This is a genomic window from Janthinobacterium breve, from assembly GCF_051380895.1.
Taxonomy (GTDB): domain Bacteria; phylum Pseudomonadota; class Gammaproteobacteria; order Burkholderiales; family Burkholderiaceae_D; genus Janthinobacterium.
The window spans coordinates 46,813-61,007 of record NZ_JBNYXY010000017.1 but is presented as its reverse complement, the minus strand read 5'-3'; the positions used below and the strand labels follow the sequence as shown (position 1 = coordinate 61,007).

13 protein-coding genes and 1 rRNA gene are annotated in these 14,195 nt (G+C 59.4%); 10 read left to right on the top strand and 4 right to left on the bottom strand.

The window, feature by feature from the left end; all coding sequences use genetic code 11:
- Window positions 1–93, bottom strand: a 16S ribosomal RNA gene (locus ACQ4W0_RS28390); the annotation flags it as partial.
- Window positions 94–708: 615 nt separating this feature from the next.
- Here ACQ4W0_RS28390 and ACQ4W0_RS28385 point away from each other — a divergent pair.
- From ACQ4W0_RS28385 to ACQ4W0_RS28375, 3 genes are all read left to right on the top strand, one after another.
- A complete protein-coding gene (locus ACQ4W0_RS28385; RefSeq protein WP_436579775.1) occupies window positions 709–2,001 on the top strand; it encodes a sensor histidine kinase in 1,293 nt (430 codons plus the stop codon).
- Window positions 2,002–2,064: 63 nt separating this feature from the next.
- The gene (locus ACQ4W0_RS28380) at window positions 2,065–2,823 is read left to right on the top strand and encodes a LytR/AlgR family response regulator transcription factor (RefSeq protein WP_101480230.1); all 759 of its coding nucleotides are present in this window, start codon (window positions 2,065–2,067) and stop codon (window positions 2,821–2,823) included.
- A 160-nt stretch (window positions 2,824–2,983) separates the two neighbouring features.
- The gene (locus tag ACQ4W0_RS28375; protein WP_436579774.1) at window positions 2,984–4,174 is read left to right on the top strand and encodes a PAS domain-containing sensor histidine kinase; all 1,191 of its coding nucleotides are present in this window, start codon (window positions 2,984–2,986) and stop codon (window positions 4,172–4,174) included.
- 48 nt (window positions 4,175–4,222) lie between these two features.
- Here the strand turns inward: ACQ4W0_RS28375 and ACQ4W0_RS28370 are convergent, their stop codons facing one another.
- The 3 genes from ACQ4W0_RS28370 to ACQ4W0_RS28360 all read right to left on the bottom strand — a co-directional run bounded on the left by ACQ4W0_RS28370 (window position 4,223) and on the right by ACQ4W0_RS28360 (window position 7,068).
- A complete protein-coding gene (locus tag ACQ4W0_RS28370; RefSeq protein ID WP_436579773.1) occupies window positions 4,223–5,221 on the bottom strand; it encodes a porin in 999 nt (332 codons plus the stop codon).
- A gap of 194 nt (window positions 5,222–5,415) precedes the next feature.
- Window positions 5,416–6,066, bottom strand: a complete 651-nt coding sequence (locus tag ACQ4W0_RS28365) for a class I SAM-dependent methyltransferase (RefSeq protein WP_436579772.1) — start codon at window positions 6,064–6,066, stop codon at window positions 5,416–5,418.
- A gap of 60 nt (window positions 6,067–6,126) precedes the next feature.
- Entirely contained in the window at window positions 6,127–7,068 is a 942-nt protein-coding gene (locus ACQ4W0_RS28360) for a CysB family HTH-type transcriptional regulator (RefSeq protein ID WP_436525909.1), read from the bottom strand.
- Between the two features lie 160 nt (window positions 7,069–7,228).
- Here ACQ4W0_RS28360 and ACQ4W0_RS28355 point away from each other — a divergent pair, with 160 nt between their 5' ends.
- The 7 genes from ACQ4W0_RS28355 (at window position 7,229) to cobA (ending at window position 14,089) form a co-directional block, all read left to right on the top strand.
- A complete protein-coding gene (locus ACQ4W0_RS28355; protein WP_436579771.1) occupies window positions 7,229–8,002 on the top strand; it encodes a sulfite exporter TauE/SafE family protein in 774 nt (257 codons plus the stop codon).
- Between the two features lie 69 nt (window positions 8,003–8,071).
- Window positions 8,072–9,760: a nitrite/sulfite reductase gene (locus ACQ4W0_RS28350; protein WP_436579770.1), complete on the top strand. Its 1,689-nt coding sequence runs from the start codon at window positions 8,072–8,074 to the stop codon at window positions 9,758–9,760.
- A complete protein-coding gene (locus ACQ4W0_RS28345) occupies window positions 9,753–10,313 on the top strand; it encodes a DUF934 domain-containing protein (protein WP_436579769.1) in 561 nt (186 codons plus the stop codon). Before ACQ4W0_RS28350 ends, ACQ4W0_RS28345 begins: the two co-directional genes overlap by 8 nt.
- 9 nt (window positions 10,314–10,322) lie before the next feature.
- The gene (locus ACQ4W0_RS28340) at window positions 10,323–11,039 is read left to right on the top strand and encodes a phosphoadenylyl-sulfate reductase (protein WP_436579768.1); all 717 of its coding nucleotides are present in this window, start codon (window positions 10,323–10,325) and stop codon (window positions 11,037–11,039) included.
- Between the two features lie 40 nt (window positions 11,040–11,079).
- The gene (gene cysD, locus ACQ4W0_RS28335) at window positions 11,080–11,991 is read left to right on the top strand and encodes a sulfate adenylyltransferase subunit CysD (RefSeq protein ID WP_436579767.1); all 912 of its coding nucleotides are present in this window, start codon (window positions 11,080–11,082) and stop codon (window positions 11,989–11,991) included.
- The gene (locus ACQ4W0_RS28330) at window positions 11,991–13,310 is read left to right on the top strand and encodes a sulfate adenylyltransferase subunit 1 (protein ID WP_436579766.1); all 1,320 of its coding nucleotides are present in this window, start codon (window positions 11,991–11,993) and stop codon (window positions 13,308–13,310) included. The genes cysD and ACQ4W0_RS28330 overlap by 1 nt, the downstream gene beginning before the upstream one ends.
- A gap of 14 nt (window positions 13,311–13,324) precedes the next feature.
- A complete protein-coding gene (cobA, locus tag ACQ4W0_RS28325; RefSeq protein ID WP_436579765.1) occupies window positions 13,325–14,089 on the top strand; it encodes a uroporphyrinogen-III C-methyltransferase in 765 nt (254 codons plus the stop codon).
- Window positions 14,090–14,195 lie beyond the last annotated feature (106 nt).

Genomic DNA, 14,195 nt, shown 5'->3' with positions numbered 1-14,195 from the left:
GCCACCAGAGCAAGCTCCGTGCTGCCGTTCGACTTGCATGTGTAAGGCATGCCGCCAGCGTTCAATCTGAGCCAGGATCAAACTCTTCAGTTTAATCTCTGTTACTTTGCCATTTTACTGGCATGGTCGAACTATTTAACTAGTTCAAACCCCTCGCATTGCGAGGTGTTTGCTCACTCAAAAAACTGACAGGCTACTTCCGAAGAAGTATCCTATTTCATTATTTCTTGTGAACATTTGATATTTTAAGCTAGACGCCAATCCGAAGATCGACGCTGCACTTACATCAAATGCCCACACTTATCGACTGTTAATTATTAAAGAACGGTATTCGGTGCTACTTTCGCGCTATCGACAAAGCGTTGTGTTTGTCAGCTGCGAAGAAGGAAGAGTATGAAGCATTTTACTACGTTCGTCAACTCCTTCTTTTTCTCACTTCACGCTGCATTTGCATGCGTCGTTCAGCGAGGGGGCGAATTATAGCCCTACCACGCACGCCCTGCAAGGGCTATTTTGATGCCGCAGGCTCTCCTCACCGCCCAGCAAGCCTTGTCTTCACTTCAAGCGCCTTTTTGTGCAGCCTGTCGCAATCGACTGGCGTAGTTCGTGGTCTTTAGGCACAGTGGCAACATCAGACTCTGACGCTACTCAACAAGGGGTTAAACTTGCCCGTTGCGTCGATTAACTCTTGTACTTGAAAGTGCTCCCATGCTTCCGATTTCCAGCCTGCCCCAATTGTTGAAAACCATCCTCGCTTGGTTGCAACGGGCATTCGACGCGACGACGACCTGGGTTACCCAACTGTCCTGGTGGAAATTTTTCCTGTTTGCGGCGCTGGCCCTGATCGCCGGCTCCATTTTGCAAGATGAGCTGTTCTCGTCCAGCCAAGACGAAGAAGTTGTCATCAAATCGCATAAACGCAGCAGCAAAGGCTCGGGAGACACCAATATCCTGATCGACGATACCGGCATCCATTTCAATCCACGCAACAGCAAGAACCGGCGCAGCAGCACAGCCGACGCCGCCAGTGATCCGGCCGATGCCGCTGAGGCGGACGAGCAGGCAAAAGCGGTGCCGCCGACACCGCCCGAACCGCCGGCCGCCCCCGCCAAGCCCAGCTATCCGGTGACCACCAATGCTTCAGGGGAAGAAGTCCATATTGAATTGCCGCCACAAATCGGCGAAGAGTTGTCGAATGCCATAGAAGAAGCGGTCGATGATGCGGCAGAACAAAAAGTGTCACGCTACCACCAGCAAGCCTCGACCTGGTTCAAGAGCTTTGTATCCTTGCTGGTGCTGGCCCTGTTCGCCATGAAGGCCCTGGTTGGCGGCAAGAAACGTGCGGAAGCGCAAACCGTCACGGCGAACGAGGCAGCCGAACGGGAATCCATGCAGCGCCAGCTCAGCGAAGCGAAGATGCAGATGATGCAGGCGCAAGTCGAGCCGCACTTCCTGTTCAACACGCTTGCCTCCGTCGAGCACCTGATCCAGACCGACCCGCCGCGCGCGGCCAAGATGCAGCGCAGCCTGATCCAATATCTACGCGCCGTGCTGCCGCAAATGCGCGACAACGCCCTGATTACCAACCTGGGCCGCGAAGCGGATATGGTGCAAGCGTACCTGAACCTGCTGAAAATGCGCATGGAAGAACGACTGACCATCGACTTCCAGATTCCCGATGGCCTGCGCAGCGCCGCCTTCCCGCCCATGATGCTGCAATCGATGGTGGAAAATGCCATCAAGCATGGTCTGGAAGTCAAACCGGAAGGCGGCACCCTGCGCATCGTGGCCGAAGTGGCGCACAGCAAGCTGCGCGTTATCGTCACCGATGACGGCCTGGGCTTTGGCGTGGTGCCCAGCGATGGCACGGGACTGGGTTTGCCCACCATCCGCGAACGCCTGAAACTGCTGCATGGCGACCAGGGCAGCCTGACCATCACACCCAACCAGCCCAGCGGTGTATGCGCCGTGATCGAAGTGCCATATCAGCTGTCTAAATAAGACAGTTGATAAAAACGCTAAATCATTGAATAATCAATCTTCGCCTGTTCACACTTGAGACCTATGCCTACCGCTATTATTGCCGACGACGAAAGACTGATGCGCGACCAGCTGCGCCTGCGCCTGGGCCAGGCCTGGCCTGAACTGGAAATCATCGGCGAAGCCAAGAATGGCGACGAAGCGATCGAACTGGTGGAGCAACTCAAACCTGACTTTGCTTTCCTCGATATCCGCATGCCGGGCAAGACGGGCATGGAGGCGGCGCAAGTGATAGGCAGCAAGACCCATATCGTCTTTGTCACGGCCTACGATACCCACGCCGTCGAAGCCTTCGAGCGGGGCGCCGTCGATTATGTGCTCAAGCCGCCCGAGCATGAGCGCTTGCTGGTGACGGTGGAGCGCCTGAAAACGCACCTGAACAAGCCGGCCCTGGACGTCAACAGCAGCGTCACGGCCATGCTGTCACAGCTGGCGGAGAAAATCACGGCCAAGCCCACCTACCTGCAATGGATACAAGCCAGCATCGGCCAGGACTTGCGCATGATCCCCGTAGAAGAGATCTTATTTTTCCGTTCTGACGAGAAATACACCTGCGTGCAGACAGCCAAGTATGAGGCGCTGATCCGCAAGCCCGTGCGCGACTTGGCCGAAGAGCTCGATCCATCACTATTCTGGCAAATCCACCGCGCCACTCTGGTCAACGTGAATGCCATCGAAGGCGTGACGCGCGACATCCGCGGCCGCCACCTGGTGCTGATCAAAGGAAAATCTGACAAGCTCGAAGTGAGCCGCAGCTTCTTGCACCTGTTCAAGCAAATGTAAGTCTCTCGCAGCCGCCCGGCCCAGGTCGGAGCGGCGCATAGCTCTCTTCTGTCCCCTTCCTGCGCCACATCAAGCCGTGCCTCCCCAGCAGGCATAGGCTAGTTCAAGTCCCGTCCGCCATTCCTGCCCTGCATTCGTTCACGTTCGCAAGGAGAGCCCCATGCCCGACCGAGGCAGTCCCACACTGCTGCGCATCCTGCCGTTGGGCATGGCAGCGGCGCTATTGCTGTGCTTGTTTCCTCCACTGAAAGCCCGCCGGCAACGGCAGGCGCGTGGCCAGGCCATCATCGACAGCGCCAGCGACGCCATCATCAGCATCGACAGCGGGCAAATCATCCTGCACGCAAACGCGGCGGCAGCCAAATTGTTCGACGACACGCCAGCCGGCATGCGCGGCATGCGCCTGGGCCACTACATCCTGCGCGACTTGCGCACCCTGGGCAGCCTGGGCAACCACGAGGGAGATCCGCCGTTTGGCGACATCGGCCAGGAGCTGCGCCTGACAGGCCGGCGCGCCACCGATTACACCTTGACGGGACGGCGCAGCGATGGCGCCCTGTTCCCCCTCGAAGGTTCGCTCTCCAGCATGCAGGAGGACGGCCAGAGCGTATTTACCGTCATCGTGCGCGACATCAGTGTGCGCCAGCAAATGCATGAACAGCTGGCCCGCTCCTTTTCACAATTGCGTGAATTGTCGAGCGCGCTACAATCCATCCGCGAAGAGGAACGCAAGCATATCGCGCGCGAACTGCATGACGACCTGGGGCAGTTGCTGGCCACCCTGCGCGTCGACCTGACCCTGGTGCGCCACCACACGGACACGACCCCGCCCCTGCAGTCCTTGCTGCACAGCATGGACGGCTTGCTGGTGACGGCCATCACCTCGCTGCGGCGCATCGCCAGCAACCTGCGCCCGCGCGCGCTCGATGAAGGGGGATTGTATTTTGCACTACAGAAGCTGCGCCACGATTTCCTGCAGCGCCGCGTCGTGCATTTTGATTTGCTGGCCGACGAGGCCGACCTGGTGCTCGACGATGCGCGCAGCACGGCCATCTACCGCATCGTGCAAGAAGCGCTGACGAATATCGCACGCCATGCCGAGGCGAACCGCATCACTATCGCCCTGCACCGCATCGACTCCTCGCTGGCGATCACCATCCAGGATGACGGCCGCGGCATTGCCGAACACGACCTGGAAAAAGTCACGGCCCTGGGACTGCTGGGCATGCGCGAACGGGTGTGGGGCTTGAACGGCAGCATCCATATCGGCGCCGATAGCAATCTGGGTGGCACACGCATTGAAATCTCGCTGCCCATGCAGGCGGAAGTGATGGAAACAGCCACGTTATAAGGAAAAAAAGCGCCCGAAGGCGCCTTTTTCCTGGCAAAAAACTTTTGCTTAGAACTTGTGGGTCATGCCCAGCTGATACATCGATTTTTCGCTGAACTGGTCGCGGCCACCGTAGACGTACACGGCGGTACGCTTCGACAGCGGATAGTCGTAGCCCAGGCCATAGGCCTTGGCCGTTTCCTTGCCGCTGACGGTGTTGCTGTCTTGCTTCTGCTTCACGTAACTGACCTTGATGGCGCCGCCGCCGATGTCATACGCCAGACCCAGCAGGTAGCTCTTGAATTCGCCGGTAACGGCGGCATCGGTATCTGCTTTCGAGTAATCAAGGGTGACTTTGGCAGGGCCAAATTTGTAGCCACCGCCGATGATCCACAGTTTCGGCTCAGCCGCTGCGTTGGCAACGGACTGCACTTTCTTCTGGTAGCCGGCGTGTGCGCTCGCTGGACCTTGGTCATACGTGGCAACCACGCTGAAGCCCGAATCGGCATCCTTGATTTCGCTGGCGACGTATTGGCCGCTGACCACGAAACCGCTGAACGATGGGCTGTTGTAGGTCACGGCATTGCTGACGCGCGACACGCCCACGACCGATGCGCTTGGAATGGCTTGCGCGCCGTTTGGCGACTGGCCACCGCGCATGACTGGCTCATTGATTTTGCCGATGACGCCGTAGGTGTTGAATGGATCGACGCGCGCCAGGGTGCCGTCGATCAGGTCCTTGGTACGGCCCAGGTAGACGGTACCGAAGTCACCGGTCAGGCCAACCCATGCCTGGCGATCGAACAGGGTGTTGGCGGTCGCTTGCGCGCCGGTGTCAGCCTTGAATTCGCTTTCCAGGTTGAAAATGGCTTTCAAGCCGTTACCCAGATCTTCCGTGCCCTTGAAACCAAGGCGCGACGCCTGATTTTCACGTTCCAGCAACGCACCGCCCGTGGTCTTGGCAATACCCAGATCGACCACGCCGTAGACGGTGACGTTCGATTGCGCTTGCGCCGTAGCTGCTGCGAAGGTGCCGATGATCAATGCTGCCAGAGTAATTTTTTTCACTTGATATTCTCTACATTAGGTTGGACAAGTTGAGCTGCTGCTGAGCTGCTTAGCTGCTGAACCGAATCATGCCCACGAAATACTTCAACAATATGACATCGACAAGATGTTGCTTTTTGGCACAACAGCGTGTCACATAAAAACAACAGGCGAAAAAAAACCGCCCGAGGGCGGTTGATGTTGCCGTTCCGGCCTTACTTCAGGCGGCAGCTCAGCAGCCAGTAGTACTCCAGGCGCTTCATACGGATTTCGCGGGCCGAGTGGGCAAATTTCTTGCGCAGATGGCTATCCGACGGGAAATTCTTCAGCACTTCATAGCGCTCGCCCCCATCCGTCGTGCGGAACTGGTGGGTATTGCCTTCCAGATCAGTGCGCGCGATGACGGTGCTGCTGCCATCGACATAGGAATTGTCGATCAGCACCAGCAGGATGTCCTTGCCCAGCTTGCTGCGCAATTGCTTCAGGTATTTGCCCTGATCTTCGCGCTTGACATGCGACCACCAGAAACCGGCGAACACGGCCGTGAACTTGCCCAGCAAGTCATCGGGCAAATTGAACGCATCGAGCTTGGCGAAGCTAACGTTGTCGGGCAAGCCGCGTGCCTGGGCCAGCGTCAGCATTTCATCGTTGATATCGGTGGCCAGCACGGACTCGGCCGACTCGGCGACCACGTCCGTCCAGTAACCGGTACCACAGGCCAGTTCCAGCACGGTGTGGCCTTCCAGCACGTCGGCGACCTTGTCGCGCAACACTTCCAGGTCTTCCTGGCGTTCGGGCTTGTCATAAACGCGCTCGTACTGCTGCGCAATGGTGGCGTAATATTTGGCAAGCTGATCGGTAATCATTGTTTCTTCTCTTCTTAAATAATCTTGGCCAGGCACATCGCCAGGCCGTGTCCTGCATTGTTATAGTTCGTAGTTCTCTTTATCACCGCTCATCGCCTGCTCGATGAGCTTGCGGTTCAAGGTCGGCGTCAGCAATTCGATAAAGGTATATATATAGCTGCGCAAATACGCGCCCTGCTTGACGGCCACGCGCGACACATTCATGCCGAACAAATGACCGACAGGGATGGAACGCAAGCCTTTGTCGCGCTCGGCATCGAAAGCCATACCCGCTATGATACCAATTCCCATGCCCAACTCGACATAAGTCTTGATGACGTCGGCATCGATGGCTTCCAGCAAGATGTCCGGTTTCAGGCCGCGCAGCACGAAAGCATGGTCGATCTTGTTGCGTCCGGCAAACGCACTGTCATAGGTAATCAGGGGGAAAGCGGCGATTTCTTCCAGGGTCACGGACTTCGACTTGAGCAGCGGATGGTCGACCGGCACCACCACCACGTGCTCCCATTGATAGCAGGGCAAGGTAATCAAGCCATCGATGGCGGCGATCGACTCCGTGGCAATAGCGAGATCGGCCTGGTCGCGCTGCACCATCTCGGCGATCTGGCGCGGGTTGCCTTGCAGCAATGACAATCTGACCTTGGGGAACTTCAGCATGAACGCTTGCACGACCTTGGGCAAGGTGTAGCGCGCCTGCGTATGCGTGGTGGCAATGGTAAAGCTGCCGCTGTCCTGCGCCGCGAATTCCTTGCCGATGCGTTTCATGCTGTCGATTTCCTGCATGATCAGCTCGACCGATTCCAGCACCAGGCGGCCCGGCTCCGTCAAGCCGCGGATGCGCTTGCCGTGGCGTGTAAAAATATCCACGCCCAGCTCTTCCTCCAGTTCGATGATGGCTTTCGACACGCCAGGTTGCGAGGTAAACAAGGCCTTGGCGGCGTCCGTCAGGTTATAGTTCTGCCGGACCGCTTCGCGCACGAAGCGCAGTTGATGGAGATTCATTGCTGGTTTGCCCTAGATTGCCGTGATTTGCCGAGTTTCCGCCCCACCCATGATTTTGCGTTCATGCATATACGCATATCGCATATAAGCAAATGCGTACTTAGTAGTTTGGAATAAACACTAAGTTTATTACTATTGCGGGTACTTTGGGGGTGCAAGCATGACTTTGTCTTATATAGTCTCAGGATTTGCCGTAGGATTACTCGTAGGAATGACCGGCGTGGGCGGCGGCTCGCTGATGACGCCGCTGTTAACCCTGCTGTTTGGCGTGCCGCCTTCCGTAGCGGTGGGCACCGACCTGGCGTTCGCCTCGATCACCAAGAGCGCCGGCACCCTCACACACCGCCTGCGCGGCACTATCCGCTGGGATATCGTCAAGCGCTTGTGCATCGGCGCCCTGCCCGCCGCCATCGTCGCGACCCTGGCGCTGAAATCGTTCGGTACCCTGTCGCCGGAAATCGGCCAGATCATCCGTTACTCGATCGCCGCCTCCGTGCTGCTGACCGTCGTGGCGCTGATCTTCAAGGGCCGCATGTTGGCTTGGATTAATGCACACCCTGAGAAACAATTACAAGGCAACAAGCTTACCGCCGCGACCATCATTGCCGGCGCCGTGCTGGGCGTGTTGGTGACGGTCTCGTCGATCGGCGCCGGCGCCATCGGCGCCACCTTGCTGGTGATGCTGTATCCACGCATGAGCTCGGCCGAAGTGGCGGGCACCGACATCGCCTACGCCGTGCCCCTGACGGCCATTGCCGCCCTGGGCCACTGGTGGCTCGGTTCCATTCACTGGGAATTGCTGGCCTCGCTGCTGGTCGGCTCCCTGCCCGGCATCACGCTCGGTTCCTGGGTGGCCCGCTCCGTGCCGGAAAAGTTTTTACGCGTGCTGCTGGCGATGACCTTGACCGGCGTGGCAGTGAAGCTAATCTATTAAAGACAAGAGCAGTATCAAGAACATCATCCCAGGCAGTCTTCCAGCACCCCGGCTTTTTTAGGAATTGATATGTACCATTACGATCAGTACGACCACCTCATCATCAAAGAGCGCATCGCCCAGTACCGAGACCAGGTTGCGCGCCGTATCGCCAATGAACTGACGGAAGAGGAATTCATTCCGCTGCGCCTGCAAAATGGCCTGTACATGCAACGCCACGCCTACATGCTGCGCATCGCCGTGCCGTACGGCTTGCTGTCGGCCAAGCAGATGCGCATGTTCGCGCACATCGCGCGCAAATATGACCGCGGCTATGGCCACTTCACCACGCGCCAGAACATCCAGTTCAACTGGATCGAGCTGGAACAGACTCCCGATATCCTGACGGACCTGGCGTCCGTGGAAATGCACGCAATCCAGACGTCCGGCAACTGTATCCGTAATACAACATCGGACCCGTACGCCGGGGTCGCCGCCGATGAAATCATCGATCCGCGCCCGTATGCGGAAGTATTGCGCCAGTGGAGCACCTTCCACCCGGAATTCATCGCCCTGCCGCGTAAATTCAAGGTCGCCATCAATGGCGCCGAGCAAGACCGCGCCGCCATCGCCGTGCACGATATCGGTTTGACGGCCGTGCGCAACGAGGCTGGCGAAGTGGGCTTCAAGGTGATGGCGGGCGGCGGCATGGGCCGCACGCCGATTCTGGGCAGCGTGGTGCGTGACTTTTTACCGTGGCAACACTTGCTGACATACATCCAGGCCATCATGCGCGTGTACAACCTGCACGGCCGCCGCGACAACAAATACAAGGCACGCATCAAGATCTTGCTCAAAGCCATCGGCGTGGAAGAATTCACGCGCCAGGTGGAGGCAGAGTGGGTCGACTTGAAGGACGGTCCGGAAACATTGAGCGCCGAGGAAATGCAGCGCGTGGCGGACTTTTTCAATCCACCCGCCTATCTTGCCCTGCCGGAACTCGACTACAAGGCCGAGCACGCGGACAACAAGGCGTATGTGAACTGGCTGGCGCGCAACGTCAAGCCGCACCAGCGCCCCGGCTACGTGGCGGTGGTGCTGTCGCTGAAGAAAACGGGCGTGCCGCCCGGCGACGCGACGGCCGAGCAGATCGACTTCGTGGCCGACCTGGCCGACCGCTACAGCTTTGGCGAATTGCGCGTGACGCATGAGCAAAACCTGGTGCTGGCCGACGTCGAGCAATCGAAACTGTTCAAGCTCTGGCAGGAAGCCAAGGCGCACGGCCTGGCCACGCCAAATATCGGTTTGTTGACCGACATGATCTGCTGCCCGGGCGGCGATTTCTGCTCGCTGGCGAACGCCAAGTCGCTGCCGATCGCCGCCGCCATTGCGGAACGCTTCGACAGCATCGACTTCCAGCACGACATCGGCGAGATCGAGCTGAATATTTCCGGCTGCATCAATGCCTGCGGCCACCATCACGTGGGCAGCATCGGCATCCTCGGCGTCGACAAGGATGGCAGCGAATGGTATCAAGTGTCGATCGGCGGCGCGCAGGGCAACAACGCCGCCATCGGCAAGATCATCGGACCATCGTTCTCTTCCCTGCAGATGCCTGAAGTCATCGGTCGCCTGCTGCACGTCTACGTGCGCGACCGCCATGAAGGCGAGCGCTTTGTCGATACGGCCCAGCGCCTGGGCCTTGCGCCGTTCAAGGAACATGTCTATGCAACGCCGATCACGGTCGGCAACCTGGTGGGAGAAGACGAATATGTTTGAAGTCCGCGAAGAAATCATCAAGAACGCCGCCGTGGTGCCAAATACCTGGGGCTTGCTGCGCCTCGATGAAAACGACACGCCGGAAACGGTGGTCGTGCCCGCCGGCAAGGTCATCGTGCCCCTGCCCGTGTGGCAAGCCCAGCGCGACACCCTGGCCGCCCGCTTGCCCGACATCGGCGTCTGGCTGGCCAGCGACGAGCGCCCGGAAGACCTGGCGGCCGACGTGGCGCAGCTGCCTATCATTGGCGTGGATTTCCCGAAATTCACGGATGGCCGCGGCTACTCCATCGCCTTCAACCTGCGCGCCCGCCTGGGTTTCCAGGGTGAATTGCGCGCCATTGGCGACGTGCTGCGCGACCAGCTGTTTTCCATGCATCGCGTGGGCTTCGATGCGTATGCGACCCGGCCCGACCGCAGCATCCATGACGCCCTGAAAGGTTTGTCTGTTTTTTCGGAAACCTACCAGGCCTCGTGGGATCAAAAATCGCCGCTGTTCCGCCGCCACCAGCGCGAAGGCCAGAATCCTGACCTCGACAACGCGGCCGGCATCTGAGGAACCGTCATGAGCGATTTGACTACTTTAATTGACGCCACCGAGCAAACGCTGATACGCATCGCCGCGGACTTTTCGCCGGCCGTGTTCGCGTCCAGCCTGGCAGCCGAAGACATGGTGCTGACCGACATGATTCTCAAAGCAAAGCTGCCAATCGGCATCTTTTCTCTGGAAACAGGCCGGCTGCACCAGGAAACCCTTGCCGTGCTCGACAAGGTCAAGGCCCGCTACGACCACGACATCACCCTGTACCGCCCGCAGCCGGAAGCGGTGGCCGCCTATGTCGAGCAGAATGGCATCAACGCGTTCTACAACAGCGTCGAGATGCGCCGCGAATGCTGCCGCATCCGCAAGGTCGAACCGCTGGGCCGCGCCCTGGCCGGCAACAAGGCCTGGATCACGGGCCAGCGCCGCGCCCAGTCCACCACGCGCGCCGAGTTGCACGTACAGGAGGACGACGCGGCGCACGCGATGACGAAATTTAATCCGCTGGCCGACTGGTCCGAGCAGGATGTGTGGGACTATATCCGTGCCAACGACGTGCCCTACAACGCGCTGCACGACCAGGGCTACCCGTCCATCGGCTGCGAACCTTGCACGCGGGCCGTCCAGCCAGGCGAAGATGTACGTGCCGGACGCTGGTGGTGGGAAAACCCGGATTCCAAGGAATGCGGCCTGCACATGGTGGATGGTAAGTTGATACGCATCAAATCCGTGGCAGCCTGAACAGACACAACAGACTCAGCAGAACAAGAAAGCACCCCATATGAGCAATATTTTGAACCAGCGTCACCTCGACAGCCTTGAATCGGAAGCCATCCACATCATGCGCGAAGTGGCGGCCGAATCGGCCAATCCTGCGCTGCTGTTTTCCGGCGGCAAGGATTCCGTTGTCCTGCTGCGCCTGGCCGAGAAGGCTTTCCGCCCAGGCAAGTTTCCATTTCCCCTCGTGCATATCGACACGGGCCACAACTTCCCGGAAGTCATCACTTTCCGTGACAAGAAAGTGGCCGAGCTGGGCGAGCGCCTAATCATCGGCTCCGTGGAAGACTCGATCCAGCGCGGCACGGTGCGCCTGCGCAACCCGGCCACGGATTCGCGCAATGCGGCGCAAGCCGTGACCTTGCTGGAAACCATTGCTGAATACAAATTCGACGCCTGCATCGGCGGCGCCCGCCGCGATGAAGAAAAGGCCCGCGCCAAGGAACGCATCTTTTCCTTCCGCGACGAATTCGGCGCGTGGGACCCGAAAGCCCAGCGTCCCGAGCTGTGGGACCTGTATAACACCCGCGTGCATCCCGGTGAAAACATGCGCGTCTTCCCGATCTCGAACTGGACCGAACTGGACGTGTGGCAATACATCGCCCGCGAACAATTGGAATTGCCGCCGATCTACTTCGCGCACGAGCGCCAGGTGATCCCGCGCAATGGCTTGCTGGTGCCGCTGACGGATCTGACGCCGCCGCGCGAAGGCGAAACGGTGGAAACACAAGTCGTGCGCTTCCGTACCGTGGGCGATATCTCGTGCACCTGCCCCGTGTCATCGGATGCGGCGACGGTGGACGCCATCATCGCCGAGACGGCAATCACGCAAATCACGGAACGGGGCGCCACCCGCATGGATGACCAGACTTCCGAAGCCTCGATGGAAAAACGCAAGAAAGCAGGATACTTCTAATGAACGCAGCAATCTCCAACACCACTCTCACCAACAGTGTCGAACGCGGCATGTTGCGCTTTATCACGGCCGGTTCCGTCGATGATGGCAAGAGCACGCTGATCGGGCGTTTGCTGTTCGACAGCAAGGGCATCTTCGCCGACCAGCTTGACGCCATGTCGCGCTCCAAGCACAAGCGCACGGTGGGCGACACGGTCGACCTGTCCTTGCTGACGGACGGCCTGGAAGCGGAACGCGAGCAAGGCATCACCATCGACGTGGCCTACCGTTACTTTGCCACGCCGAAACGCAAATTCATCATCGCCGACACGCCGGGCCACGAGCAGTACACGCGCAACATGGTCACGGGCGCGTCCACCGCCGATGCCGTCATCATCCTGATCGACGTGTCGAAAGTCAAACTCGGTGACGACGGCAGCGTAGAACTGTTGATCCAGACCAAACGCCATTCGACGATTGCCCATTTGCTGCAGATCGAACACGTGGTCGTCGCCGTCAACAAGATGGACCTGGTCGACTACGATGAGACGGTATATAAGCGCATCGTCGCCGCCTATCGCGAATTCGCCCAGTCGCTGGGCTTGAAGGACATCACGCCGATTCCGCTGTCCGCCTTGACGGGCGACAACGTTGTCGAACGCGGCGACAAGCTGGGCTGGTATACGGGCCCGACACTGATCGAACTGCTTGAGTCCTTGTCCGTCTACGACGAATCGCACGACACGCCCTTCCGCTTCCCGGTGCAGCTGGTGGCACGCCACAACGGCCACGAAGCGAACGACTTCCGCGGCTACATGGGCCGCATCGAGGCGGGCAAGGTCAGCATCGGCGACACCCTGGTAGTGCAGCCGTCGGGCCAGACGGCGACAGTGAAAGATATCGTCACGCTGGACGGTTCGTTGCCAACGGCGGTGGTAGGCCAGTCCGTGACCCTGCTGCTCAATGAATACCTCGATATCTCGCGCGGCGACTTGCTGGCCAGCGTTGATCGCCCTGCCACCCTGCTGAAACAAGTGGTGGCCGACGTCTGCTGGCTGTCGGAAGACGCGCTGGACCTGCGCCGCAAGTACTGGATCAAGCACGGCACCAGGCAGACGGCGGCAAAGGTGACGGCGATTGAATCGATCCTCGATATCAATACGCAGCAGCGCCATCCGGCCGAAGGCTTGAAGCTCAACGATATCGCCCGCATCAGCCTGAACGTGCAGCAGGCGCTGGCGGCCGACGCGTATGCGGATATCCGCGCCACGGGTGCGTTTATCCTGATCGATGAAGTCACCCACCAGACCGTCGCGGCGGGAATGATCCGTCTCGGCTGAGGAAGGCAAGCTCCATGAACAACTCCCCATCTCTCCCCGGCAAGGTTTACCTGATCGGCGCCGGCCCCGGCGCGCAAGACCTGATGACCTTGCGCGGCGCGCGCCTGCTGGCGCAAGCTGACGTCGTGCTGCACGACGCGCTGGTCACCGAAGAGATGCTGGAGCTGTGCCCCCAGGCGCAAAAGATTCTTGTAGGCAAGCGCTGCGGCCAGTTGTCTACGGCGCAAGCTTTCATCAACAAGCAATTGGTCGACAATGCGCGCAAGCACGCCATCGTGGTGCGCCTGAAAGGGGGCGACCCCATGCTGTTTGGCCGTGCCGACGAGGAGCTGCGGGCGCTGGAAGAAGCGGACATCGTCGTCGAAGTGGTGCCCGGCATTACCACGGCGCTGGCTGCTGCGGCGGCCACACAGCAACCGCTGACCAAACGGGGCGTGTCGCGCAGCGTGGCTTTCTTTACCTCCAGCACGGCGCCGGGCGAACCGGACCAGACGCGCATTCCCGACTGCGATACCTTGGTGCAATACATGGGCGGGCGCGAAGCCATAGCCACGGCACAGCGCCTGCTAGCCCAGGGCCGGCGCGTCGACACACCAGTCGTGGTGATTGAAAACTGCAGCCGCCCGTACCAGCGCATCGTGCGCCTGACGCTGAGCGCCCTGGCGCATGGCCTGGGCGACACCCACGGCCCCGTGCTGGTGATGCTGGGCGACGCCATGGCCGCGCGCACGCACCAGGCCATCGACGAAACGGCGGCCATTCTGGCGCGCCTTGCCTGAATAAATACACCGTATTTTACCGACTTTAAAGTCAGTAACTGACGTCTTCAGAAGAAACATGATACGATGCTCACGCATCTTTTCTCGAGAAGTTGTTGCGTGATAG

What these genes read in the sequence shown, in the direction of transcription:
- ACQ4W0_RS28385 (WP_436579775.1), top strand. Translation starts at nt 709, where the DNA reads ATGCTTCCGATTTCCAGCCTGCCCCAATTGTTGAAAACCATCCTCGCT.
- ACQ4W0_RS28380 (WP_101480230.1), top strand. Translation starts at nt 2,065, where the DNA reads ATGCCTACCGCTATTATTGCCGACGACGAAAGACTGATGCGCGACCAG.
- ACQ4W0_RS28375 (WP_436579774.1), top strand. Translation starts at nt 2,984, where the DNA reads ATGCCCGACCGAGGCAGTCCCACACTGCTGCGCATCCTGCCGTTGGGC.
- ACQ4W0_RS28365 (WP_436579772.1), bottom strand. Translation starts at nt 6,066, where the DNA reads ATGATTACCGATCAGCTTGCCAAATATTACGCCACCATTGCGCAGCAG.
- ACQ4W0_RS28360 (WP_436525909.1), bottom strand. Translation starts at nt 7,068, where the DNA reads ATGAATCTCCATCAACTGCGCTTCGTGCGCGAAGCGGTCCGGCAGAAC.
- ACQ4W0_RS28355 (WP_436579771.1), top strand. Translation starts at nt 7,229, where the DNA reads ATGACTTTGTCTTATATAGTCTCAGGATTTGCCGTAGGATTACTCGTA.
- ACQ4W0_RS28350 (WP_436579770.1), top strand. Translation starts at nt 8,072, where the DNA reads ATGTACCATTACGATCAGTACGACCACCTCATCATCAAAGAGCGCATC.
- ACQ4W0_RS28345 (WP_436579769.1), top strand. Translation starts at nt 9,753, where the DNA reads ATGTTTGAAGTCCGCGAAGAAATCATCAAGAACGCCGCCGTGGTGCCA.
- ACQ4W0_RS28340 (WP_436579768.1), top strand. Translation starts at nt 10,323, where the DNA reads ATGAGCGATTTGACTACTTTAATTGACGCCACCGAGCAAACGCTGATA.
- cysD (WP_436579767.1), top strand. Translation starts at nt 11,080, where the DNA reads ATGAGCAATATTTTGAACCAGCGTCACCTCGACAGCCTTGAATCGGAA.
- ACQ4W0_RS28330 (WP_436579766.1), top strand. Translation starts at nt 11,991, where the DNA reads ATGAACGCAGCAATCTCCAACACCACTCTCACCAACAGTGTCGAACGC.
- cobA (WP_436579765.1), top strand. Translation starts at nt 13,325, where the DNA reads ATGAACAACTCCCCATCTCTCCCCGGCAAGGTTTACCTGATCGGCGCC.